Raw genomic sequence first — 23,669 nt, 5'->3', positions numbered from 1 at the left:
AAATCCCTTTTTCAAGGCCCAGCAAGGCCAAAAACGCGCTCAGCCTTGCTGCCCCTCAAAACGTTGTCCTTGATCCACCACAAAACGGTCCCGAACTGACGCCACGTTATGACCGCGTAGGCCCCCGTTACCCGGCCACGGCCCCGATTGCCGTCACCTTGCGCACCCATTTCTGCACCATCCCGTCCTTTGGATGACTGGCCCCGCTGAACTGGGTGATCTTCAGCGGCTTGATTCCGACGAAGCCAAGCACCTGCCCACGCAACTGCACCATCAACGCATTCCGGTAGAAAAGCCGGAACACCCAGTTCGGCGTGTCCGACAGGATCAGCACCCGCCCCGTGCGCCCTTTCAAAAGGGGCGCAGGCAACCCAATCGCCGTCGTGTTGCGCGTGTCAAAGGTCCGCCCCGGCAGGAACGCCCGGTCGATCAACCCCTTGAGCTTGGCCGGGAACCCGCCCCACCAGACCGGGGTCGCAACCACCACATGTTCGGCCCATTCGATATCCTGCAACACCTGCTCCAACCCCGGTTCCAGCGGCTTCTGGTTCACGTAACCGCCAAACCCGTAATCCGGGTCGAACTGCAAATCATGCAAATGCGTCAGGCGCACATCATGTCCCGCGTCCCGAGCCGCATCTGCATAAGCCTGCGCAAGGCTGCCCGTCAGAGAACTTTCCGCCGGATGCCCGTTCAATACAAAAACCCGTTTACCTTTCATGATTCTCACTCCTCGAATCCATTAAATTGACCACGGTCACTTTCTTAACCTCAATAATTGACCATGGTCAATATAAAATTTGACCACGGTCAGAAACCATGTCACAAGACCCCATGGCCAGAGCAGTTCAGAAACGCACATTGGAAACCCGCGCCCGCCTTGTGGCGGCGGCGGAATCCGTCATTGACGAAGTGGGGTACGAAGGGTTGCGTGTCGAACAGGTGGTTCAACGCGCCGGTGTCGCCAAAGGAACCTTCTTCGCACATTTCCCGGACAAGGACGCGCTGATGGATCTGTTGATGGGCGCACGCATGGACGCGATTCTGGACGAGGTTGGGCACCGCCCACCGCCGCGCTCAACCGCCGAACTCGTTGATTCCCTCATGCCCCTGCTGCGCTTCATGACCTGCGAACGCTATGTGTTCGATGTGATCCTGCGCCATTCGGGGGCCGCCGCGCGCAGCGAAATCGGGCCCATTGCGATGAATTTCGGTCGCCAGATCGACCTATTGGCAGACAAACTGACCAATGGCCCGTTCCGCTCCGATATCGACAGCGGGCTTCTGGCCGAGGGGGTGCAGGCCTTCGCGGTTCAGGCCATGGCGCTGGTATTCTGCGCCCTGCATAACGAAACCGACCTGCGCGCGCGGCTGACGGTTTATCTTGATGCCTGGCTGATGCCGCCCCGCTGACGCATAACCGCGCGGGGCGTTAATTGCCCGAATTACCGTAAACCGCACCGACGCGATACCGATGCAATACCGACGTTTTACCGAAACCGGTTTTTTAGGAAATTCAACGAATTAACCCCGATTCGCGGATCAACCGCCCCGAACGAGATCGTCTTCCTCATCCGCGAGCGACATGCCCAGCTCTTCCATCCCGTTTTCAAGATGGTCCGACAGGTGCGGCGTGCCGAGAAGGTAGTCCGCGGTCGGGGTCGTCGCCTCGGTCTTGGCGGTGCGGATCGCCTCTTCCAGCTCATCCGCCCCAAAAGCTTCCCGCCCGATCCACATGACAGCCACAAGGCTGGCCTGTTCCTCTTCGTTCAGCCGTTCGATAAAGCCACGCAGCTCACCTTCGGCCCGGTCCAGCTCGCGCGACATCAGCACAACCTGCGCCACTTTCCAGGGGGTAATCTCCAACATGTCACGTCTCCTTGCGGTCCGTCGTCTTAAGACCATCTGAGACATCATCATGCAACCCGTCCTTGATCTTGCGCAAATGATATTTCCGCGCACCCCGTTCAGGACGCCCGCGTTTTTACAACCGTCACGGCAAAGATCACCATCGACACGAGCGTCAGCACCGACCCCGCCTTGGCCAGCGTTTCCCCGGTCTGCTGCAAAGCCTGCACGATGCCCGGCACGATCAGCACAAGCCCCAGAACCGCCGCCCCGAAATGCGCCCGTGCCAACCAGTGATCCGCCGCTGCGGGAACGAGGTGATAATAAAAGCCGGCAATCGCAAACCCGACCCAGCCAATCAGGTTCAGATGGGCATGTGCCGGAGACAGATCGTGATTGTGGGTGGCGGACATCTGGATGCCCCAGCCCTTCCCGATCAGGGCGCAAAGCACTGCCAGCCCGAAAAACCAAAAAGAGATTCCACGCATTCCGTTTCCTTTCAACTCACTGTTCCGATTGCGTTATTCTTGCCCCTCAGACGCCAAGCGGCGGCCCGGTGAACGTCATGTTGTAGCGCGTTCCAATCGCGCCAATCGCGGCCATATCCTCGGGGATGCGATACTGCCCCTCGGCCATTTCGCCAAAGAACCCTTCGAAACCGCCCGGAGTCAGAATTGTCAGCATCCGTGCGGGGCGCGGCCCGATCACGCGGAACGCATGTTCCACGCCCCGAGGGACAAAAACCGTTTCCCCGGCCTGCGCCACCTGTTCCGCCCCCGCCAGCCAGAACAGCACCTCGCCGCTCAGCACATGAAACGTTTCGTCCTCTGCTTCGTGCACATGACGCGGCGGCCCGCTCTCGGGCGGGCAGACACTTGCGAACATCCCGATACATCCGCCTGTGTCTTCCGACGACAACTGGATCTGATATTCGGTTCCGTTCCAATCCATCGGGCGTGACACTGTCCGGTCCATGACGAATTCCTTTCTGTTTCGTCAAAGGCTGCCAGACACAAATTCATGATTGAAACGAATTGTTCTTATACTCAGTATGAGTATCATGAATTTATCGACGCTGGACCTCAATCTCCTGCGTGTTCTCGATGCGCTGCTGGCCGAAAACTCCACGACCCGCGCCGGCCAGCGTATCGGTTTGACGCAATCCGCCGTCTCGGCCGCGCTGGGGCGCCTGCGCCATGCGCTGAATGACCCCCTTTTCGTCCGCCAGGGCCAAAGTCTCGTGCCCACCGATTTCGCCCGCTCACTGGAAACTCCCCTGCGCCGGACGCTGGACGAATTGCAGACCTTGCTAAGCGGCCCCGAAGGCTTTGACCCCGCCCGCGCCACGTCGTCGTTCAAGCTGTCCGGCTCGGATTTCTATGCCACGCTCCTGATGCCGAAACTGGCCGAGCTCCTCGGGCGCAAGGCCCCCAACATGACCGTACAACTGGTCGACCTTGTCCCGGACAGCTATGTCGGCATTCTCGAGAACGCGGAGATCGACATCGCCCTGATCCCGAAATCCCCGTTCCCTGCATGGATCGCACACCACCCCATGCACCGATCACGGTTCGTGGTGATCGCCCGCGCCGGACATGATCGCCTGCATCGCGCCGGACTTCGCCCCGGCGACACCATCCCGATCGACCTCTTCTGCGACATGGGACACGTCCTGTTCTCGCCCGAGGGAAAACGGGCCGGAATGGGCGATGCGGCTCTCGCCGCCACCGGGCGCAAGCGGCGTGTCGTCATGACCCTGCCGGTGTTTTCCGGCGTTGTAAACGCCGTATCCGCAAGCGATCTGATCGCATTGTTGCCACACCAATTCGCCGAACACAGCGCGAAGCGCTATGGGCTGGAAATCTACCTTCCCCCGATGCCAACCCCCGAACCCGAGCTGTGCATGGTCTGGCACGAACGCGCGACGCTCAACCCTGCCCATCGCTGGCTTCGCGAGCAAGTCGCCAAGATCCTCGCCGACCTGAGAGACTGAGCCCACCGCGCGCGCGCCTCAGACCTTGGGCTTGCCCAACGGCACCACCTTCTTGTCTTCGGGTGCCAGTTCCTCGAAATCGAAATTGTCCAACCGCCGCGCCCTGCGCCCGGCCTTGTCGGCGCTGATCTTGATATCCGCGATATCCTTGGCCGCCTGCCCGAAATGCCGGTCAAGGTTCTCAACCCGCGTCCCCAGCCGCTCCACATCGCTGTAAAGCAGCCCCAACTCGCGCCGGATCGCGCCCGCCTGTTCGCGCATGCGCGCATCCTTGAGGATCGCCCGCATCGTATTGAGCGTCGCCATGCAGGTCGTGGGGGACACGATCCAAACCCGCGCCGCAAACCCTTCGCGCACCAGCTCGGGGAAATTCGCGTGCAGTTCCGCGTAAACTGCTTCCGAAGGCAGGAACATCAGCGCCCCATCCGCCGTTTCCCCCTCGAGGATATAGCGCTCGGAAATATCCTTGATGTGTTTCTTCACCGCGCCCCGCAGCATCCGCGCCGCTTCGTTAAGCTGACCCTGATTGTCGGCATTCCGGAGCGCCTCGTAGGCTTCCAGCGGAAACTTGCTGTCGATTACGATCGGCCCCGGCGGGTTGGGCAGATGGATCAGGCAATCCGCGCGCCGTCCATTCGACAGGGTTTTCTGCAACGAATAGCTGTCCGCAGGCAGCGCCTTGGACACGATATCGTTGAGCTGGATCTCCCCGAACGCCCCGCGCGTCTGCTTGTTGCTCAGGATGTCCTGCAAGGACAGCACATCTCCCGACAGGCGGGTAATGTTTTCCTGCGCCTTGTCGATGGTCTTGAGCCGCTCCTGCAATTCGCCAAGGCTATGCGCCGTGCGCCGCGCCGACCCTTGCAAATTCTCGGTCATCTGCTGGTTCACCTGTGCCAGCCGTTTTTCCAGATGCTGCAACAGGTTGGCCTGTGCCGCTGCCTGGCTTTCGACAACCTGTGTCAACCCACCCGCCAATTGCTGCTGCCCATCGCCCAACGCCTGCACCCGTTGCCCCAGCGCGCCCATCTGGTGCGCCAAAGGTTCTGCCATCCGCGCCGACCGTCCCGCCGCCCGGATCGACAGGATCAACAAAAGGACCACCAGCGCCGCAACACCACACCCGGCCAACTCGACTGGGCCAAGAACGTACTCGCCAACCGTTATCATGCCTGCCTCACCGCCTGTTCCGCCCGCCCCCTTTCCGGGGGTCGGGCCGCGCGCTTCGGCCCCTCCGCGGGGGCGAAGCGCGCGCCTCAACTCCGACCGAACAACCGCTCTATGTCGCTCAGCTTCAATTCCACGTAAGTGGGCCGCCCGTGGTTGCACTGGCCCGAATGCGGCGTCGCTTCCATCTCGCGCAACAGCGCGTTCATCTCATCCGCGCGCATCCGCCGCCCCGACCGGATCGACCCGTGACAGGCCACCCGGCTCAGGATCGCCTCGATCCGGGCCTGAACCAACATGCTCTCGCCCTGATCGTCCAGCTCGTCCAGAATATCGAGCACCATGGCCCGCGCGTTGACCTCACCCAGAATCGCAGGGGTCTCGCGCACCGCCACCGCGCCACCACCAAACGGCTCCAGCGTCAGCCCCAGCTTGCTCAGCTCGTCCGAGACTGCCAGCAGGCGCGCGCAATCGCCCTCGCTCAACTCGACGATCTCGGGGATCAAAAGCGCCTGTGCCGCCACGCCGTTTTCCGCCATCTGGCGTTTCAGCTTTTCATAGACCAGCCGTTCATGCGCCGCGTGCTGATCCACGATCACCATGCCGGTTTCGGTCTGGGCAATGATGTAATTCTCATGCACCTGCGCGCGCGCCGCGCCCAGCGGCAAAGCCTCGACCGGGCTTTCTTCAGCACCGTCCGGCACCTCTTCGAGCACCGGCTCCACCCGCGCGCTGTAGTTCTCTGAAAACCCTGCAAACCCGGGTTCCGGCGCCTGCGCCGCATACCCGGCAGACCGCACCCCCAACGAGGGCCGATCCATCTGATAGATCCGCGCCGCGCCCACCGGCTCGGGTCGCATCGCGCCAAGCGTGGCCCCCGCCACTGTGGTCGAAGCCCGGTGCCCCGCCTCGGCCAGAGCATGGCGCAGCGCGCTCACGATCAGCCCCCGCGCCAACCCCGGATCGCGGAACCGCACTTCGGATTTCGCCGGGTGCACGTTCACATCCACCAGATGCGGGTCGCAATCAATGAACAGCGCCGCCGCCGGATGCCGGTCGCGGCTCAGGAAATCGAAATAGGCCCCGCGCAATGCCCCGACCAACAGCTTGTCCTTCACCGGACGCCCATTCACGAACAGGTATTGCGCCACGGAACTCCCGCGCGAATAGGTCGGCAAGGCGGCATAGCCCAAAAGCCGCAAGCCTTCGCGCGTTGCATCAATCCGCAACGCGTTCTCGGCAAACTCGCGCCCCAAAATCGACGCCAGCCGCCCATGCAGCGCATCAAACAAGTCGCCATTCTCGGCCTCGGCGCGGAACGTCACGCGCCCCTCGCCGCCCCCGGTCACATCGCGCAAGGTGAAGGCAATGAACGGCTCGGCCATGGCCAGCCGCTTGACCACATCCGTGATCGCCTGCGCCTCGGCCCGATCCGAGCGCATGAATTTCAACCGCGCAGGCGTGGCATAGAAAAGATCGCGCAGTTCAACAATCGTCCCACCTGACAGCGCGGCGGGTTTTACCGCACTCATCTTGCCGCCTGAAACGCTGATCGACGCCGCATCGGCGCGCCCGACCCGGCTGGTGATCGTCAGCCGCCCTACCGCGCCCAAAGACGGCAGCGCCTCGCCGCGAAACCCGAAGGTGTGGATGTCGAGCAAATCCGTGCCATCAATCTTGGACGTGGCATGGCGCGACAGCGCCAGCGGCAGGGCCTCGGCCTCGATCCCGCAGCCATCATCCGTTACCCGGATCAGGGTCTTGCCCCCGTCCGAATAGGCCACCTCGATCCGCCGCGCGCCTGCGTCGATCGCATTCTCCACCAGCTCCTTAACTGCAGAAGCAGGGCGTTCCACCACCTCCCCGGCCGCAATCCGGTTGATCGCGGCATCATCCAACTGGCGGATTACGGGGCGATTTTCGCTTATCTTGGGGTCACTCTGGGCCATACCGCAAAACCTAGCACGGTCCGGTTTGATTCTGCCACCGACTTTGCACCCTCAAAGGATCACACGGATCGCGGCTTGAACCAGCTCAACCCGGTCCCGGTCTGGCCCTTGGGCCGATACTCTGCACTGACGAAACCGCCATAGCCGCGCGCATCCAGTCCCCGGAAAAACGCCGGGTAATCAAAGGCCCCGCCCATCGGCTCGTGCCGGTCCGGGATGCCGCCGATCTGGATATGCCCGACACGATCCGCATGCGCGTTCCAACACGCATCAACGTCCCCGGTGATCCGGTAAGCATGATAGGTGTCGAACTGCATTGCGAGGTTCGGCGCCGCGACCACATCCAGTATCTCAGCCGCTAGGTCAAAATCATCCAGGAAATAGCCGGGCATGTCGACGCTGTTGATCGGTTCGATGGTAAGCCGCTGCTTGGGCGCAAACTCCGTCGCCCATGTCAGGTTTTCGATGAAGGTTTCGCGCGCCTCTGCGCCCTCTGCCGCGCCGGCCATGATATGCAAAAGCCCAGCACCCAGCGCCTCGGCATAGCGCAGCGCCCGCTTGAAATCATACTGAAACCGCGCCTGCCCGCCGGGAATGGCCGCAAAGCCCCGCGCGCCACCCGTGTAATTTGGCGGCGGCGTGTTGATCAGCACCAGCTCAAGCTGATTGCGCCTGAGCGCCGCCTGAATATCGCGCGCTGGACATTCATAAGGGAACAAGACCTCCACCGCCCGGAATCCCGCCGCGCTGGCCGCGTCAAACCGCTCAAGGAAGGGCAGTTCCGTGAACAGCATGCTGAGATTGGCGGCGAATTTTGGCATGGGTGATCCTTTGCCACAGGGTTAGCGAAGCTTACGTAAAGGTCAATATTTTCCGGCGGGACAAGCAATAGCGCGCCAACCCGGCGTCAGCCCAACTCCTCCGCCCGCTGGATCGGGAAGAACACCCCTTCCGACCAGACTCCGAACCAGCTCTCGCCCTCGACGTCCGAGACCGCGCCAGCCTCTACCATCCGGTAAAAACTCTTGCGGTCAATCCGCGCCTCAAGGTTGGCCCGCACCAGCACGTAAGGCGCCGGTTCATCGTGCTCGGGACTGGTTGCCACCCGGATCGGGTTGTCCGGCCCCGCTGTGACCATGTCCCCCACATTGGTCTCAAACCGCAAGACCTGCCCCGCGCCCTCGCCCTCGACATCCACGTCCACCGCCACGAACGGCACGTCCTCGACCGTGATCCCGACCTTTTCCACCGGGGTGACAAGGAAATAATCCTCCCCTTCGCGCAACAAGATCGAGGCAAAAAGCTGCACCAAAGCCTCGCGGTTGATCCGGCCGCCCTCGTGATACCACGACCCGTCCCTTGCGATCCGCATGTCGATATCGCCCATGAATGGCGGATTCCAAAGGTGCACCGGAGCCGGTCCCCTGCCCTTTTTGGCGGCACGGGCGGCCTCTTCTATGCCTTTCGCATCCGGTTTCACAGGAATTTGTCCGCTCATTGTTTTTGCCATTTCATCTGCGCGCGCTAAGCTTCGTAAACATATAGGAGAGCAGGGAGCCTTGTCATGAGCGAAGAGACCGATCTGGTGGCGGAAATCGAACAGCTTGGCGTGAAACTGGCCGCGGCAAAGGACGCGATCACGCGGCGTTTCATCGGACAGGAACAGGTCGTCGACCTGACGCTTTCGGCCTTGCTTTGCGGGGGTCACGCGCTCCTGATCGGCCTGCCGGGGCTGGGCAAAACCCGGCTCGTGGACACGCTTTCCACTGTCATGGGGCTCAATGGCAACCGGGTTCAGTTCACACCCGACCTGATGCCCGCCGACATCTTGGGCTCCGAGATCCTCGAAAAGGTCAAGGGCGGCGGGCGCGATTTCCGATTCGTGCCGGGTCCGATCTTCTGCCAGCTGCTCATGGCCGACGAGATCAACCGCGCCAGCCCGCGGACCCAATCGGCCCTTTTGCAGGCGATGCAGGAAAAACGCGTCACCGTCGCCGGCGAAGACCGCCCGCTTGATGCCCCCTTCCACGTGCTTGCCACCCAGAACCCGATCGAACAGGAAGGCACCTACCCCCTGCCCGAAGCCCAGCTCGACCGCTTCCTCGTGCAGATCGACGTGCCCTACCCGGACCGCGACACCGAACGTGACATCCTTCTGGCCACCACCGGGGTCGAAGAGGACGACGCCCATCAGGTCTTCACCGCGCAGGAACTGATCGACGCCCAGACCCTTCTGCGCCGCATGCCCGTCGGGGACAGCGTCATGGAACTCATCCTCGATCTCGTGCGCGCCTGCCGCCCCGAGGACGAGACCGCCACAGATGCCGTGCGCGAACATGTGGCATGGGGCCCCGGCCCCCGCGCAGCGCAGGCGCTGATGCTAACGGTCCGCGCCCAGGCGCTTTTGCATGGCCGCCTCGCGCCCAGCGCGCAGGACGTGATCGACATGGCCCAACCCGTGCTCAGTCACCGCATGGCGCTCACCTTCGCCGCCCGCGCGCGCGGCGAAAGCCTGCCCGAACTGATCCGCGAGACCGTGCACCGCTTTGATCCGATGGGGGCCGCCGCGTGATCACCTCCGCCCACCTGCGCACGGGGGCCGAAGCCGAAGCCGCCAGCCTGCCGCCCTTGTTGGCGCAGGCCGAGCATCTGGCGGGCACCGTACTGCTTGGCGACCATGGCCGCCGCCGGGCCGGGCTGGGCGATGATTTCTGGCAATACCGCCCCGTGCAACCGGGCGACAGCCTGCGCATGATCGACTGGCGTCGCTCGGCCAAGACCGGCGCGCAATTCGTGCGCCAGCGCGAATGGCAGGTGGCACAATCGGTGATGCTCTGGGTTGATCAGGCCGCCTCGATGGGCTTTGCCAGCGACAAGTCTCTACCGACCAAGGCCGACCGTGCCCGCGTGCTGGCGCTGGCCGTGGCGATCCTGCTGATCCGGGGCGGCGAACGCGTCGGCCTGACCGGCACCCTCCTGCCTCCGCGCCGGGGCGAAGGCCAGATCCTGCGCCTGACGGACATGCTGATGCGCGACGAGGGCGGTGATTACGGCTCGCCCGAGGCGCGCGCCATGCTGCCCCATGCCCGCGCGCTCTTCATGTCCGACTTCATGGGCGATTTCGACAGTTTCGAAGCCGCCCTGACCAAGGCCGCCGATCGCGGCGTGCGCGGCGTCTGCCTGCAGGTTCTGGACCCGGCCGAGGAAAGCTTCCCCTTCAAGGGCCGCGCCATTTTTGAAAGCATGGGCGAAACCCTGCGCCATGAAACCCGCAAGGCCGACGACCTGCGCGACCGCTACATGGACCGCCTTCTTGAACGCAAGGACCGCCTGCGCGCCCTCTGCCGCATGACCGGCTGGCACTACGGCCAGCATCACACTGGCGAGTCGGCGCAAAGCGCGCTCCTCTGGCTGCACCGCGCGATGGAGAAGCGCTCATGATCCTTGGCCTGCCCATCGGTTTCACGGCCCCCTGGGTGCTGACGGCGCTGGCGCTTCTGCCGATCCTGTGGTTGATCCTGCGCGCGATTCCCCCCGCCCCGATCCGCCGGCGCTTTCCCGGCGTCGTGCTCCTCTTGGGGCTGAGCGACGACGACACCGTGACCGACCGAACCCCGTGGTGGCTCCTGCTCCTGCGCATGCTGGCGCTGGCGGCGGTGATCATCGGGCTGGCCGGGCCGCTCCTCAATCCCGAGAAATCGCAGGGCGGCAAAGGCCCCTTGCTGATCGCGATGGACGCAAGCTGGGCCTCCGCCGCCGATTGGGAGGCCCGCCGCACCATGGTATCCGCGCTGCTCGAAGAAGCCGCCCGCGACGGGCGCGCCGTGTCCCTGCAACGGCTCAACGACCCGCAAGACCTGCGATTCCTGCCCGCCGACAGCTGGGCGTCGCGTCTTGCCGGGGTCCTGCCCCAACCATGGGCCGCCACGCCCGACCAGATGACCGCCCTTGCCGGGGCCACGGATGGACAGCGCTTTGACACGATCTGGCTATCCGACGGGGTGGCGCGCGACGGGCGCGACACCCTGCTTGACGCGCTGCAGGCCGCCGGATCGGTGCGTGTCGTGCAAACCGGGCAGGGCGCGCTTGGCCTCAAACCCTCCACCTTCGAAGACGGCAAGGTTATCCTGACGGCCACCCGCTCGGAAACGGCGCTGGCGCGCGACATCACGGTGCAGGCCATCGGACAGGATCCCGGCGGCGCCGAACGGGTGCTGGCCGCCCTTCCCATGACCTTTGAAACCGGAAACGGCGAGGCGACCAACGCCCTCTCCCTGCCCGCCGAACTACGCGCCCGCATCTCCCGGTTCGAGGTACAGGGCCTGCGCTCTGCAGGTGCCGTCACGCTCTCCGACGACAGCCTGCGCCGCCGCGAGGTGGCCCTCATCGCCGGGCGCGAAGACCGCGAAGGTCTGCAGCTGCTCTCGCCGCTGCACTACCTGCGTCAGGCGCTCGTGGAAAACGCCGATGTGCTCGAAGGCGCCCTCACCGACCTGCTCCCGGCCAACCCGGACGTGATCGTACTGGCGGACGTCGCCGTGCTTTCCGAGGGCGAGGAACAGGCGGTGCTCGACTGGCTCGACAAGGGTGGGCTTCTCCTGCGCTTTGCCGGTCCCCGCCTTGCCGCCAGCGAAATCAGCCGCACCGAAGAAGACCCGCTTCTCCCCGTCCGCCTGCGCGCAGGCGGGCGCAGCGTCGGTGGCGCGATGAGCTGGGGCGAACCCAAATCCCTCGCCCCCTTCCCTGAGGACAGCCCGTTCTTCGGCCTTGAGGTTCCGGAAGAAGTCACCGTCACCGCACAGGTCATGGCCCAGCCCGATCCCACGCTGGCTTCCCGTGTGATCGCCTCTCTCAGCGACGGCACCCCCCTCGTGACCCGCAAGCAGATCGGTCAGGGGCAAGTGGTGCTTGTACATGTCACCGCCAACGCCGAATGGTCCGGCCTGCCGCTCTCGGGCCTTTTCGTGCAGATGCTCGAACGGCTCGCCGTCCTGAGCAGCACCGCCGCCGACCTTCAGGACCGCATGGCCGGTACCATCTGGCAGCCACTCAAGGTTCTTGACGGGTTCGGGCGGCTGGAAGACGGACAATCCCTGCCCGGCGTCCCCGGCGAAAACCTGCTCTCGGGCGCGATCAACCGCGATCTGCGCCCCGGCCTCTACCGCGACGGCGATCGCCTGCTGGCGCTCAACGTACTGGACGCGGAGACCACGCTCGCGCCCGCCCGCTGGCCGCTTTCCGTTCCGGTCGAAGGCCTGCGCGGCGCGGTCAGCAAGGACCTGTCGGGCTATCTTCTGGCCGCCGCCCTGATCCTTCTGGCCGCCGACGTGCTGGCTTCGCTGGCTGTGTCGGGGCGCCTCTGGGGCGTACGCGCCGCCGCCGTTCTGGCCTTGGCCGTTCTGATACCCGCGCCACAGGCGCAGGCCCAGTCCAACGATCCCCTCATCCGCGAAATGGTCCTCGCCCATGTACTGACCGGCAACCGCACAGTGGACGATACCGCCCGCGCCGGGCTGCACGGCCTCACCGAAACGCTCTTTTTCCGCACCTCTGTCGAACCCGGTCCGCCCGCCTCGGTCGATCTCGAACGCGACGAGCTGGCCTTTTACCCGATCCTCTACTGGCCCATCACCCCGGACCAGCCCAGCCCCTCGCGCGAAGCCTATGCCAGGCTCAATGACTACCTGCGCTCGGGCGGCATGATCCTGTTTGACACCCGCGACGCCGACGTCGCCCGCTTCGGCGCGGCAAGCCCCAACGGGCGCAAGCTGCAAAGCCTTGCCGCCGGGCTCGATATTCCCCCTCTTGATCCGCTGCCCGCCGACCACGTTCTGACCCGCACCTTCTATCTCCTGCAGGACTTTCCGGGTCGCTATGACAGCCGCGATGTCTGGGTTGAAGCGGCCCCACCCGACGCCGAACTGATCGAAGGCATGCCCTTCCGCAATCTCAATGACGGGGTCACGCCGGTGGTGATCGGTGGCAATGACTGGGCCGCGGCATGGGCCATGGATGAGCGGGGCAACGCGCTCTTTCCCGTGGGCCGCGGCCGCGCCGGAGAGCGCCAGCGCGAACTGGCCTTTCGCTTCGGCGTCAACCTCGTGATGCATGTGCTGACCGGAAACTACAAAAGCGATCAGGTCCACGTGCCTGCATTGCTGGACAGGCTGGGCCAATGACCGGACAGGTGCTTTTTGATCCTCTTGTGCCGCTTTGGGCATTGATCGCACTGGCCCTGCTCTGCGCCGTTGCGATCTCTGTCGCGCTCTGGCGCGGGTTGTCGGGCTGGGCCTATCGCGGTCTTGCCGGACTGGTGATCCTCGCCGCCCTCTCGGGACCTGTCCTGCAAACCGAGAACCGCGCACCCCTGACCGACATCGTTCTGATGCTGGTCGACCAAAGCGCCTCGCAGCGCCTTGCCGACCGGACCGAGCGCACAGAGACCGCCGCCGAGGCTCTGGCCACCCGCCTCGCCGCGCGCGACAACACCGAAATCCGCCGCATCGACGTACCGGACGGCGCGGGTGATGCGGGCACCGAAATGATGGCCGCCCTGACCGAAGCCCTCGCTCAGGAACCCGGCGGGCGGATTGCCGGGGTCATCGCGCTCAGCGACGGGCGCATACATGACATGGACCGCATGCCTGATGTGCCTGCCCCGGTGCACCTTCTGCACACCGGCAAATCCACCGACTGGGACCGTCGCCTCAGCGTGCGCAACGCCCCGGCCTTTGCCATTCTCGGCGAACCCGTCACCCTGACCCTGCGCATCGAAGACAGCGGTGCTTCTCCCGCTGGCGTTGATCGCGCCCCGCTCGACATCTCGATTGGTGGCGGGGAACCCGAGCGCTTCATGGTGCCCACGGGCCGCGACATCGACCTGCCCGTCACCCTTCCCCATGGCGGGCGCAACGTGATCCAGTTCTCCGTACCCGCCGAAGAGAGCGAGTTGACCGACCGCAACAATGCGGCCCTCGTGCAGATCAACGGCGTACGTGACCGCCTGCGCGTGCTTCTTGTCTCGGGTGAACCCCATCCCGGTGGGCGCACATGGCGCAACCTGCTGAAATCCGACGCTTCGGTGGACCTCGTGCATTTCACTATCCTGCGCCCCCCCGAGAAACAGGACGGCGTGCCGGTCTCCGAACTCTCCCTGATCGCCTTTCCCACCCGCGAGCTGTTCCTTGAAAAGATCGAGGATTTCGACCTGATCATCTTCGACCGCTACCAACGTCGCGGCATCCTGCCGTCGATCTACCTTGAAAACGTCGCCCGCTACGTGCGCGAAGGCGGCGCTGTGCTGGTCGCCGCCGGCCCGGATTTCGCCACCGCTGACAGCATCTACCGTTCCCCGCTCGCCGACGTCCTGCCCGCCAGCCCCACCGCCCGCGTTCTGGACGAGGCGTTCATGCCGCAAATCTCAGACATCGGCGCGCGCCACCCGGTCACTGCGGGCCTGCCCGACGCGGGCAGCTGGGGCCGCTGGTTGCGCCAGGTCGATGTGCTGCCCGATGCGGGCACCGTCCTGATGACCGGCCATGAAGAGCGACCGCTCCTTGTGCTGAACCGCGTCGACGAGGGGCGCGTCGCGCTTCTGGCCTCGGATCACGCCTGGCTCTGGGCGCGCGGCTACGAAGGCGGCGGCCCCCAGCTCGAACTGCTGCGCCGCCTCGCGCATTGGATGATGGGCGAGCCCGAGCTCGAGGAAGAAGCACTCTGGGCCGAAGCCACCGGCCAGTCCATGCGCATCATCCGCCGCAGCCTCGAAGACAGCGTCGGCCCGGTCACGGTCACAACCCCATCCGGCGACACCGTCGATGTCCCGTTGAACGAGGTGTCTCCCGGCCATTTCGAGGCCCAATACAATGGCCCCGAGATCGGCCTTTATCGGCTGAACAACGGCGACAAGGAGGCGGTGATCGGCCTCGGCCCCGCCGCCCCGCGCGAGTTCGAGGAAACCATTGCCAGCGCCGCGCCCATGTCGCCGCTGATCGACGCCCGGCGCGGCGGGGTCTTCGCGCTCGAAGACGGGCTGCCCACCATCCGCAACACCCGCGAGGGGCGCCCGGCGACAGGGCGTGGCTGGATCGGCCTGACCCCGCGCGGTGCTTATGAAACCCACGACATCGCCCGCGCGCCGCTCTTGCCCGCGTGGCTTGTGCTGGTGCTGACGGGTTTGCTGATCGTCACCGGCTGGCTGCGCGAGGGGCGGCGCTGATCCGCCCATCCTGCCAGTTGCGCCACTTGAGTATTTGAAGAACAATGAAAGACAATTGCCTCCTGCTTTCATTGTTCCAAAAATACTCAAACGCAACGCGCGCGCCGCGCATCTCGCATGAGGCGAATTGCGTCAGTTCACCAAAAACCGGTTCCCCCCAAGCGCCCCACGCGCTAGAACGCCCCCGATTTCACACGGGAGTTTTCGATGACCACGCCAAAGCCTGTCGTTCTGTGCATTCTCGATGGCTGGGGCCTCTCCGAGCGCACCAAGGACAACGCCCCGCATCTCGCGAACACCCCCGCCTTTGACGCGATGATGGCCGACTGCCCGAACAACACGCTGATCACCCACGGCCCGGATGTGGGCCTGCCCAGCGGTCAGATGGGCAACTCCGAAGTGGGCCACACCAATATCGGCGCCGGGCGCGTGGTCGCCATGGATCTGGGCCAGATCGACCTTGCCATCGAAGACGGCTCCTTCTTTGAAAACGCCGCGTTGCAGGCCTTCATCACCCGTCTGAGGGAAACCGGTGGCACCGCGCATCTCATGGGCATGATCTCGGACGGCGGTGTGCATGGCCACATCACTCATATCCTCGCCGCTGCTCGCGCTGTTGCGGATGCGGGCGTCCCGGTTGTGCTGCACGCGATCACCGACGGGCGCGACGTGGCCCCGAAATCCGCCTTCTCCTATCTCGAAACCCTCGCCGAGGGCCTGCCTGAAAACGCCCGCATCGCCACGATCACCGGGCGCTATTTCGCGATGGACCGCGACAATCGCTGGGAACGCGTGGCCGAAGCCTATAACGCGTGGATCAAGGGCGCAGGCCACAAGGCCAGCACCGCCCACGCTGCCGTGTCCAACGCTTATGAACGCTCTGAAACCGACGAGTTCATCTCCGCCACCGTGATCGGCGGCTATGGCGGTGCCAGGGACGGCGACGGCTTCTTCTGCCTCAATTTCCGCGCCGACCGCGCCCGCGAGATCCTCGCCGCCATCGGCCAGCCCGATTTCGACGCCTTTGACACCGGTGCCCGCCCCGATTGGGCGGGCCTCCTTGGCATGGTCGACTATTCCGACGCGCACAACGCCTACATGACAACCGCCTATCCCAAGCAGGAAATCGTCAACACACTGGGCGAATGGGTCGCCAAACAGGGCCTGCGCCAGTTTCACCTTGCCGAGACCGAGAAATACCCGCACGTGACCTTCTTCCTCAACGGCGGCAAAGAAGCGCCCGAAGCGGGCGAAGACCGTTACATGGCCGCCTCGCCCAAGGTCGCGACTTATGACCTGCAGCCCGAAATGTCCGCTGCCGAAGTGACCGAGCATTTCGTCGGTGCCATCGAAGAAGGCTATGACCTCATCGTCACCAACTACGCCAACCCAGACATGGTCGGCCACACCGGCAGCCTCAAGGCGGCCATGAAAGCCTGCGAAGCCGTGGACGATGGGCTGGCCGCCGTGCGCGCCGCGCTGGATGCGGCGGGCGGGGCGATGATCGTGACCGCGGATCACGGCAATTGCGAAACCATGTTCGACGATGCCACCGGCGGGCCACACACGGCCCACACCACCAACCCGGTGCCGGTGATCCTCGTGAACGGTCCCAAGGGCGCACAACTTCGCTCTGGCGGTCGGCTGGCCGATCTGGCACCCTCGCTTCTGGACCTGATGGGGATCGAGAAACCCCCAGAAATGACCGGAGAGAGCCTGATCATCCGATGAGATTTGCCGCGCTGCTTTTGCCATGGGGACTTGTCGCGGGACTTGTCGCGGGCCTCGCCCGTGCCGAAACCGATCCCGCAGAGGCCGCCCGCGCCGCCGCAGATCAGCTCGAAGCCGCCACGGTCGCCCTTGCCCAGACCGACAGCGCACGGGACCGCGTCAAGGCCCTGACCGAAGTGGTCCACGCCTACGAGGCGGGCTTGACGGCCTTGCGCGCCGGCTTGCGCCGCGCCGCCATCCGCCAGGCCCAGCTTGACCGCCAGCTCAAGGCACAGGAGGGCGAGATTGCCCGCCTGCTCGGCGCGCTGCAATCCATCGGCGCGGGCCCCCCGCCGGTCATGCTTCTGCATCCCCATGGCCCCGAAGGCACCGCGCGCGCGGGCATGATCCTGGCTGATGTCACACCGGGGCTGGAAAGCGAAGCCGCCCGCCTGCGCCGTGACCTCGAAGAGGTGGTGATCCTGCGCGACCTTCAGGAGGGCGCCGCCGAAACCCTTCAGGACGGGCTGGCCGGGGTACAGGCCGCGCGCACCCAACTCAGCAAGGCGATTGCCGACCGCACCGACCTGCCCAAACGCTATGACGAAGACCCGGTCCAGACCGCGCTCCTGATTGCCTCGACCGAAACGCTCGAAGGCTTTGCCAGCGCGCTGGTCGACCTGCAGGTCGAGGGCATGGACGAGATCGACCTGCCAGACGCCACAGCCTTCAAGGGCGTCCTGCCGCTGCCGGTCGATTCCATGGTTCTGCGCCGCGCGGGCGAGGCCGACGCCGCAGGCATCCGCCGCCCCGGCCTTGTTGTCGCCACCCGTCCCAATGCGCTCGTGGTCGCGCCGCTCGCGGCCACGATCCGCTATCGCGGCCCGCTGCTCGATTATGGCAACGTCATGATCCTCGAACCCCAACCGGGCCTGCTCTTTGTTCTGGCGGGCATGGAAAAGGTGTTCGGCGCGCCCGGTCAGGTGCTGCCAGAAGGCTCTCCCGTGGGTCTGATGGGCGGAAATGACCCGGAAATCGGTGCCATTCTCTCACAGTCGAGTGATGGCACTGGTCATGACCGCACAGAAACGCTCTATATAGAAGTCAGAGAAGGCAAATCGCCGGTGGACCCGGAAACGTGGTTCCGCACCAACAAGGATGGATAACCTATGAAGAAATTCGTCGCTGCCGCCGCAGGGGGTGTCATGGCCGGGCTTCTGGTCACGACCCAGGTGGCCGGACCGCTCCTGGCTCAGGAAAACGCACGCCAGAGCAACGTCTATGAACAGCTCGACCTGTTCGGGGATATTTTCGAACGCATCCGCGCCCAATATGTCGAGGAAGTCGACGAGGCCGACCTGATCGAAGCCGCGATCAACGGCATGCTGACCTCGCTTGATCCGCATTCCAGCTATCTTTCGCCCGATGATGCCGAAGACATGCGCGTTCAGACACGCGGCGAATTCGGCGGCCTCGGGATCGAGGTCACGCAGGAAGACGGGTTGGTCAAGGTGGTCTCGCCGATCGACGGCACCCCTGCTGACGAAGCCGGGATCGAGGCCGGGGATTACATCACCCATGTCGATGGCGAAGGCGTGCTTGGCCTGACGCTTGATCAGGCGGTCGAAATGATGCGCGGCCCGGTGGGGTCGGAAATCGTGATCACCGTGCTGCGCGAAGGCGAACCGGAGCCCTTCGACGTCTCCATCATCCGCGACACGATCAAGCTCACCGCCGTACGCTCGCGCACCGTGGGCGACTCGGTGGTGCTGCGCGTGACCACCTTCAACGACCAGACCACCCCCAACCTCGAAGCAGGCCTCAAGAAACAGGTCGAGGAACTGGGCGGCATGGAAAACGTGACAGGCATCGTGCTTGACCTGCGCAACAACCCCGGCGGGCTGCTGACACAGGCGATCAAGGTCTCCGACAGCTTCCTTGAAAAAGGCGAGATCGTCTCGACCCGAGGCCGCAACCCGCAGGACGGCGAACGCTACAACGCCACGCCGGGCGATCTGGCGGAAGGCAAGCCCATCGTTGTGCTGATCAACGGCGGCTCGGCCTCCGCGTCCGAAATCGTCGCCGGTGCGCTTCAGGATCACCGCCGCGCCATCGTCGTGGGCACCAAGTCCTTCGGCAAAGGCTCGGTCCAGACCGTGATGCCGTTGCGTGGGGACGGGGCCATGCGCCTGACCACGGCGCGCTATTACACGCCGTCGGGCCGCTCGATTCAGGCGCTTGGCGTGAGCCCCGACATCGTCGTCGCCCAACCGCGTCGCGCGCCCGCCGCGACCGAGGAGGAAGAGACCAACACCAACCGCCGCTTCCGTGGCGAAGCCGACCTGCGGGGCAGCCTCAACAATGACAGCCTCTCCGAGGACGAGGTGCGCCAGATCGAGGAAGACCGCAAGAAGGCCGAAGAAGCCGCCAAGCTGCGCGAAGAGGATTACCAGCTGGCCTATGCCATCGACATCCTCAAGGGCCTCTCGGCGCTGGGTCCGAAAGAGTAAGCTGCCCGAAAGGTCTGAAAACAAAACAGGGGCGTCCATTGTGGCGCCCCTGATCCATTTTGGCTGCCCCGTTTCTGCTTTTTTACGCAGTGTGATAGACTGGCGTCGAACGGAGCCTGCCATGACCCCCTTCCAATGCACCACATTTGCCGCGCTTCTGACCGCAACCCCGGCACTGGCCCAGAGCGATGTTTTCTATGTCTCTGGCGCAGGCGATGACTATGCCATCGTTTCCAATGCCAATGGCTATGTGCTCACCAGCCGCTACCCCAAGGCCCGCTTTGTCGAATCCGGTGCCGACAGCCGCGTTGTTCGGGGCGTCGAAACTTTCTATTTCGGCAAGGATTGCGACGCATTCCACGACCTCTTCGGCAACGGCACATGGGGCTGGGCCAATGGCGGATTCGGGGCCGAGTTCGACGGCTTCCGCCTTATGTTCCCACGCCAGGAACTGCCAGAAGGGCCCGGTCTCGACTGCCGCTGGTAAACCTCTACCCAGCCTCACCCCAGCCACCACCGCCGGGCGTGCCCATGCTGAACACCGCCCCTGCGGGCAACTCGATCTCGTCAAACCCCTTGAGGTCCACGCGGGTGCCATCCGGCATCTCGGCCCAGTTCACCCCCACCGCGCCGGGCGCCCCGCCCGCCACGCCAAAGGGCGCAACCTCGCGGTGCGAACACAGCGTCGTCACCGTCACTGGCACCAGGAACCGCATTGCGCGCCACGCCCCGTTGCCGCCATGCCAGCGTCCCGCGCCGCCTGACCCGTCGCGAATGCCAAAGGCTTCAAGCCGCACCGGGAACCGCTTTTCCAGAATCTCGGGATCGGTCATGCGCGTATTGGTCATATGCGACTGCACCGCGTCACAGCCATGGAACCCCGGCCCGGCACCCGTGCCCCCGGCGATGGTTTCATAGTTCTGGAAATCATCATTGCCCCAGATGAAATTGTTCATCGTAGCTTGCGAACAGGCCATCACACCCAGGGCGCCATAAAGCGCATTGCAGGTCGCCTGACTGACTTCCGTGTTCCCAGCAATCACCGCCGCCGGGTATTCGGGGTTCAGCATCGAGCCATCCGGCACCACGATCCGAAGCGGCTTCAGACAGCCTTCGTTCAGCGGAATTTCCGCCCCCACCATGGTGCGGAACACATACAAGACCACCGCCCTGCACACCGCCAACGGCGCGTTGTAGTTCCCTTCATGCTGCGCGCTGGTCCCGGTGAAATCAATCACCGCCTCGCGCGCGCCACGATCCACCGACACTTTCACCCTGATCTCGGAACCATGGTCCATCGGATAGACAAACTGCCCGTCCTTCAGCCGGTCGATCACCCGACGCACGCTTTCCTCGGCGTTGTCCTGCACGTGGCCCATATAGGCCAGCACCACGTCGAGCCCGTATTGAGCGACCACCTTGAGCAATTCCCGCCGCCCGGTCTCGTTCGCCGCCACCTGCGCCTTGAGGTCGGCCATGTTCTGATCCGGGTTGCGCGCCGGATACATGCCGCTGGCCAGCACCTTCCGCGCCTCGTCCTCCAACAGGTCTCCGCGCGACACCAGCCGCACATTGTCGATCAAAACACCCTCGTGGTCGATATGCGTGCTGTCGGGCGGCCCCGACCCTGGCGTGCGCCCGCCAATATCGGCGTGATGCCCCCGCGAGCCGAGCCAGAACACCACTTCGCCCCCATGAAACACCGGTGTGACCACCGTCACGTCCGGCAAATGCGTCCCGCCGTTATAGGGCGAGTTCAGCATGAAGGCGTCGCCCTCGTGAATATCCCCGGCATTCTCGCGCATCACCGTGCGGATGCTCTCGGCCATGCTCCCGAGATGCACAGGCACATGCGGCGCATTCGCCACCAGATCGCCCTCTGCGTCAAAGATCGCACAGGAAAAGTCCAACCGCTCCTTGATGTTCACCGACCAGCTCGTATTCGCCAGCGTCGCCCCCATCTGGTCCGCAACGCTCATGAACAGGTTGTTGAACACCTCAAGCAGCACCGGGTCCACATCCGTCCCCGCCGCCTTTTCCCGCGCCTTCTCTGCCACCCGCTCAAGGATCAGGTTGCCAAGCCCGTCCACCCGCGCCGCCCAGCCGGGTTCGACAACGTTGGTGCCTGTCTTTTCCTTGATCACCGCAGGCCCCGTCACCACCGTGCCGGTGTTCAGCAGATCCCGGTCAAACATCGCCACGTCGCGCCACGCGCCGTCCGCATACATCGGGATTTCAGCCACGGGCGCGCCATCGCCATCCGGCACCACCGGAAGCACCGCGCCCGAACTGCCGCCCGTCGCTTCGACGCTCACCATGTCTATGATGATCTCACGGTCGGGCGAGATGAACCCATAGCGCTCCTTGTGGCGCACCTCGAAATCCGCCTGCGCCTGCGCCACCGTGTCAAACGCTACCGGGATCGCCTCATGCGCCCCGTCATAGCGCAAATGCACCCGATGCGCGGCTTGCACATCCCCGGCCCCCTGCGCGGCCACCTCGGCCTTGGCCGCCTCTGCCAGCTCCCCAGCCACAGACCGCGCGCGCTCTGCCTCGGCAAGCGGCACGTCGACCTGCGCTTCCTTCATCGCCGTGATCCGCGCCAACCCCATGCCAAAGGCCGATAACACACCTGCATAGGGATGGATCAGCACCCTCTTCATGCCCAGCGCATCCGCCACCAGACAGGCATGTTGCCCGCCCGCCCCGCCAAAACACTGCAGCGTGTATTGCGTTACATCATGCCCGCGCTGCACGCTGATCTTCTTGATCGCGTTGGCCATGTTGTCGACCGCAATCCGCAGAAAGCCTTCGGCCATCTCCTCGGGGCTGCGCGCCGCCTCGCCGGTCTCGGCGGCCACCTCCGCCGCCATCTCGGCGAATTTCGCGCGCACCACGTCCACATCCAGAGGCTGATCCCCCTCGGGGCCAAACACATGCGGGAAATGATCCGGGTTCAGCTTGCCCAGCATCACATTGCAATCCGTCACCGCCAGCGGCCCACCGCGCCGGTAACAGGCTGGCCCCGGATCGGCCCCGGCGCTTTCCGGCCCGACCTGAAACCGCCCGTCGCGGAACGTACAGATCGACCCGCCCCCGGCAGCAACCGTGTGAATATCCATCATCGGCGCACGCATGCGCACGCCCGCCACCTCGGTCTCAAACGAGCGCTCATATTCGCCCGCGTAATGGCTCACATCCGTCGATGTGCCGCCCATGTCGAACCCGATCAGCTTGTCGCAATCGGCAGCCTCCCCGGTCTCGACCATACCGACAATGCCACCCGCAGGCCCCGACAGGATCGCATCCCGCCCCTGGAACCGGTGCGCCTCGGTCAGGCCGCCATTGGACTGCATGAACATCAGCCGCTCGCAAGCCGTCCCAAGATCCAACGCGCCCGCCACCTGATCGACATAACGGCGCAGGATCGGTGAGAGATAGGCATCCACCACCGTCGTATCCCCGCGCCCGACCAGCTTGGCCAACTGGCTGACCTCGTGGCTGACACTCACTTGCGTGAACCCGATCTCGCGCGCCATCTCTGCCACCCGCGCCTCGTGCGCCGGGTTCAGATAGGCATGCAGCCCCGCAATCGCGACCGCCCGAATACCGCCGTCAAACGCCTCTTGCATCGCCGCGCGCAACGGCGCCTCGTCCAAGGGCCGCACCACGCCGCCCCCGGCATCCAGACGCTCATCCATCTCGATCACGTCTTCATAAAGAAGATCGGGCCGCTTGATCTCCAGATCGAACAGGCGCGGCCGCGTCTGATACCCGATCTGCAACAAATCGCGGAACCCCTTGGTGATCACCAAAAGCACGCGCTCGCCCTTGCGCTCCAAGAGCGCATTGGTCGCCACGGTCGTGCCCATCTTCACGGCGCTGATCGAACCGGCCTCGAACTGCGCCCCGGCGCCGATCAACTCGCGAATCCCCTGCACGGCGGCATCGCGATAGCGTTCCGGGTTCTCGGACAAAAGCTTGTGTGTCTCGATCCCGCCATCGGGTCGCCGCGCGACGATATCGGTAAATGTCCCGCCCCGGTCGATCCAGAATTCCCAACGCCCGCTCATGCCTGCCCCCGTTTCCAGCCTGGCACAGGCTTCACCCCGAAGCGCGACAATGTCAACGCACCCTGCGGCAATTCAAACGTTGACTTATTCACAAACTTGAATACATCCAAGCCAGCACGCGACGCTATTCCACATGGGCATGACGGCCGGTCCGGCGGTACAACCACTCATCCCGCTGGACGGCAGCACGCCCGCAAGTCG

19 protein-coding genes are annotated in these 23,669 nt (G+C 64.5%); 10 read left to right on the top strand and 9 right to left on the bottom strand.

The window, feature by feature from the left end; translation table 11 throughout:
* Positions 1–127 precede the first annotated feature (127 nt).
* The gene (locus ACS3QZ_RS16365) at positions 128–721 is read right to left on the bottom strand and encodes an NAD(P)H-dependent oxidoreductase (RefSeq protein WP_093093592.1); all 594 of its coding nucleotides are present in this window, start codon (positions 719–721) and stop codon (positions 128–130) included.
* Between the two features lie 113 nt (positions 722–834).
* Between ACS3QZ_RS16365 and ACS3QZ_RS16360 the strand changes: the two genes are divergently transcribed.
* Positions 835–1,413, top strand: coding sequence for a TetR/AcrR family transcriptional regulator (locus ACS3QZ_RS16360; RefSeq protein WP_456038801.1), 579 nt, complete (start codon positions 835–837; stop codon positions 1,411–1,413).
* Between the two features lie 129 nt (positions 1,414–1,542).
* On the opposite strand, the gene ACS3QZ_RS16355 is transcribed toward ACS3QZ_RS16360, so the two are convergent.
* From ACS3QZ_RS16355 to ACS3QZ_RS16345, 3 genes are all read right to left on the bottom strand, one after another.
* Positions 1,543–1,869 (bottom strand): DUF3775 domain-containing protein, encoded by a 327-nt coding sequence (locus tag ACS3QZ_RS16355; protein ID WP_456038800.1) that lies wholly within the window; start codon positions 1,867–1,869, stop codon positions 1,543–1,545.
* Between the two features lie 98 nt (positions 1,870–1,967).
* The gene (locus ACS3QZ_RS16350; RefSeq protein ID WP_456038799.1) at positions 1,968–2,336 is read right to left on the bottom strand and encodes a hypothetical protein; all 369 of its coding nucleotides are present in this window, start codon (positions 2,334–2,336) and stop codon (positions 1,968–1,970) included.
* Between the two features lie 46 nt (positions 2,337–2,382).
* Positions 2,383–2,823 carry a cupin domain-containing protein gene (locus ACS3QZ_RS16345; RefSeq protein ID WP_456038798.1) on the bottom strand — a complete coding sequence of 147 codons (441 nt, stop codon included), beginning with the start codon at positions 2,821–2,823 and terminating at the stop codon, positions 2,383–2,385.
* Between the two features lie 85 nt (positions 2,824–2,908).
* On the opposite strand from ACS3QZ_RS16345, the gene ACS3QZ_RS16340 reads away from it, so the two are divergent.
* Positions 2,909–3,841 (top strand): LysR family transcriptional regulator, encoded by a 933-nt coding sequence (locus ACS3QZ_RS16340; protein ID WP_456038797.1) that lies wholly within the window; start codon positions 2,909–2,911, stop codon positions 3,839–3,841.
* An 18-nt stretch (positions 3,842–3,859) separates the two neighbouring features.
* On the opposite strand, the gene ACS3QZ_RS16335 is transcribed toward ACS3QZ_RS16340, so the two are convergent.
* From ACS3QZ_RS16335 to ACS3QZ_RS16320, 4 genes are all read right to left on the bottom strand, one after another.
* Entirely contained in the window at positions 3,860–5,011 is a 1,152-nt protein-coding gene (locus ACS3QZ_RS16335) for a DNA recombination protein RmuC (RefSeq protein WP_456038796.1), read from the bottom strand.
* Positions 5,012–5,097: 86 nt separating this feature from the next.
* Positions 5,098–6,957: a DNA mismatch repair endonuclease MutL gene (gene mutL, locus ACS3QZ_RS16330; protein ID WP_456038795.1), complete on the bottom strand. Its 1,860-nt coding sequence runs from the start codon at positions 6,955–6,957 to the stop codon at positions 5,098–5,100.
* Between the two features lie 59 nt (positions 6,958–7,016).
* Positions 7,017–7,778, bottom strand: a complete 762-nt coding sequence (locus ACS3QZ_RS16325) for a hydroxypyruvate isomerase family protein (RefSeq protein ID WP_456038794.1) — start codon at positions 7,776–7,778, stop codon at positions 7,017–7,019.
* A gap of 86 nt (positions 7,779–7,864) precedes the next feature.
* Positions 7,865–8,455, bottom strand: a complete 591-nt coding sequence (locus tag ACS3QZ_RS16320; RefSeq protein ID WP_456038793.1) for a DUF1285 domain-containing protein — start codon at positions 8,453–8,455, stop codon at positions 7,865–7,867.
* A gap of 66 nt (positions 8,456–8,521) precedes the next feature.
* Between ACS3QZ_RS16320 and ACS3QZ_RS16315 the strand changes: the two genes are divergently transcribed.
* The 8 genes from ACS3QZ_RS16315 (at position 8,522) to ACS3QZ_RS16280 (ending at position 19,882) form a co-directional block, all read left to right on the top strand.
* Positions 8,522–9,529 (top strand): AAA family ATPase, encoded by a 1,008-nt coding sequence (locus tag ACS3QZ_RS16315; protein ID WP_456038792.1) that lies wholly within the window; start codon positions 8,522–8,524, stop codon positions 9,527–9,529.
* Positions 9,526–10,398: a DUF58 domain-containing protein gene (locus ACS3QZ_RS16310; protein ID WP_456038791.1), complete on the top strand. Its 873-nt coding sequence runs from the start codon at positions 9,526–9,528 to the stop codon at positions 10,396–10,398. The genes ACS3QZ_RS16315 and ACS3QZ_RS16310 overlap by 4 nt, the downstream gene beginning before the upstream one ends.
* A complete protein-coding gene (locus tag ACS3QZ_RS16305) occupies positions 10,395–13,136 on the top strand; it encodes a DUF4159 domain-containing protein (protein WP_456038790.1) in 2,742 nt (913 codons plus the stop codon). Before ACS3QZ_RS16310 ends, ACS3QZ_RS16305 begins: the two co-directional genes overlap by 4 nt.
* Positions 13,133–15,175 (top strand): hypothetical protein, encoded by a 2,043-nt coding sequence (locus ACS3QZ_RS16300; RefSeq protein ID WP_456038789.1) that lies wholly within the window; start codon positions 13,133–13,135, stop codon positions 15,173–15,175. The genes ACS3QZ_RS16305 and ACS3QZ_RS16300 overlap by 4 nt, the downstream gene beginning before the upstream one ends.
* Positions 15,176–15,382: 207 nt before the next feature.
* A complete protein-coding gene (gene gpmI / locus ACS3QZ_RS16295) occupies positions 15,383–16,906 on the top strand; it encodes a 2,3-bisphosphoglycerate-independent phosphoglycerate mutase (protein ID WP_456038788.1) in 1,524 nt (507 codons plus the stop codon).
* On the top strand, positions 16,903–18,051 hold the full coding sequence (locus ACS3QZ_RS16290) for a murein hydrolase activator EnvC family protein (RefSeq protein WP_456038787.1): 1,149 nt from the start codon (positions 16,903–16,905) through the stop codon (positions 18,049–18,051). Before gpmI ends, ACS3QZ_RS16290 begins: the two co-directional genes overlap by 4 nt.
* 3 nt (positions 18,052–18,054) lie before the next feature.
* Entirely contained in the window at positions 18,055–19,395 is a 1,341-nt protein-coding gene (locus ACS3QZ_RS16285) for a S41 family peptidase (protein WP_093093563.1), read from the top strand.
* 121 nt (positions 19,396–19,516) lie between these two features.
* A complete protein-coding gene (locus ACS3QZ_RS16280; protein ID WP_456038786.1) occupies positions 19,517–19,882 on the top strand; it encodes a hypothetical protein in 366 nt (121 codons plus the stop codon).
* Positions 19,883–19,886: 4 nt separating this feature from the next.
* On the opposite strand, the gene ACS3QZ_RS16275 is transcribed toward ACS3QZ_RS16280, so the two are convergent.
* Positions 19,887–23,468 (bottom strand): hydantoinase B/oxoprolinase family protein, encoded by a 3,582-nt coding sequence (locus ACS3QZ_RS16275; RefSeq protein ID WP_456038785.1) that lies wholly within the window; start codon positions 23,466–23,468, stop codon positions 19,887–19,889.
* Between the last annotated feature and the right edge of the window lie 201 nt (positions 23,469–23,669).

The organism is Shimia sp. W99, assembly GCF_053851455.3.
The sequence above is the reverse complement of the archived record's forward strand: the minus strand, read 5'-3'. Positions and strand labels throughout refer to the sequence as shown.

Coding starts and splice junctions, on each gene's coding strand:
- ACS3QZ_RS16365 (WP_093093592.1), bottom strand. CDS start 721: ATGAAAGGTAAACGGGTTTTTGTATTGAACGGGCATCCGGCGGAAAGT.
- ACS3QZ_RS16360 (WP_456038801.1), top strand. CDS start 835: ATGGCCAGAGCAGTTCAGAAACGCACATTGGAAACCCGCGCCCGCCTT.
- ACS3QZ_RS16355 (WP_456038800.1), bottom strand. CDS start 1,869: ATGTTGGAGATTACCCCCTGGAAAGTGGCGCAGGTTGTGCTGATGTCG.
- ACS3QZ_RS16350 (WP_456038799.1), bottom strand. CDS start 2,336: ATGCGTGGAATCTCTTTTTGGTTTTTCGGGCTGGCAGTGCTTTGCGCC.
- ACS3QZ_RS16345 (WP_456038798.1), bottom strand. CDS start 2,823: ATGGACCGGACAGTGTCACGCCCGATGGATTGGAACGGAACCGAATAT.
- ACS3QZ_RS16340 (WP_456038797.1), top strand. CDS start 2,909: ATGAATTTATCGACGCTGGACCTCAATCTCCTGCGTGTTCTCGATGCG.
- ACS3QZ_RS16335 (WP_456038796.1), bottom strand. CDS start 5,011: ATGATAACGGTTGGCGAGTACGTTCTTGGCCCAGTCGAGTTGGCCGGG.
- mutL (WP_456038795.1), bottom strand. CDS start 6,957: ATGGCCCAGAGTGACCCCAAGATAAGCGAAAATCGCCCCGTAATCCGC.
- ACS3QZ_RS16325 (WP_456038794.1), bottom strand. CDS start 7,778: ATGCCAAAATTCGCCGCCAATCTCAGCATGCTGTTCACGGAACTGCCC.
- ACS3QZ_RS16320 (WP_456038793.1), bottom strand. CDS start 8,455: ATGAGCGGACAAATTCCTGTGAAACCGGATGCGAAAGGCATAGAAGAG.
- ACS3QZ_RS16315 (WP_456038792.1), top strand. CDS start 8,522: ATGAGCGAAGAGACCGATCTGGTGGCGGAAATCGAACAGCTTGGCGTG.
- ACS3QZ_RS16305 (WP_456038790.1), top strand. CDS start 10,395: ATGATCCTTGGCCTGCCCATCGGTTTCACGGCCCCCTGGGTGCTGACG.
- ACS3QZ_RS16300 (WP_456038789.1), top strand. CDS start 13,133: ATGACCGGACAGGTGCTTTTTGATCCTCTTGTGCCGCTTTGGGCATTG.
- gpmI (WP_456038788.1), top strand. CDS start 15,383: ATGACCACGCCAAAGCCTGTCGTTCTGTGCATTCTCGATGGCTGGGGC.
- ACS3QZ_RS16290 (WP_456038787.1), top strand. CDS start 16,903: ATGAGATTTGCCGCGCTGCTTTTGCCATGGGGACTTGTCGCGGGACTT.
- ACS3QZ_RS16285 (WP_093093563.1), top strand. CDS start 18,055: ATGAAGAAATTCGTCGCTGCCGCCGCAGGGGGTGTCATGGCCGGGCTT.
- ACS3QZ_RS16280 (WP_456038786.1), top strand. CDS start 19,517: ATGACCCCCTTCCAATGCACCACATTTGCCGCGCTTCTGACCGCAACC.
- ACS3QZ_RS16275 (WP_456038785.1), bottom strand. CDS start 23,468: ATGAGCGGGCGTTGGGAATTCTGGATCGACCGGGGCGGGACATTTACC.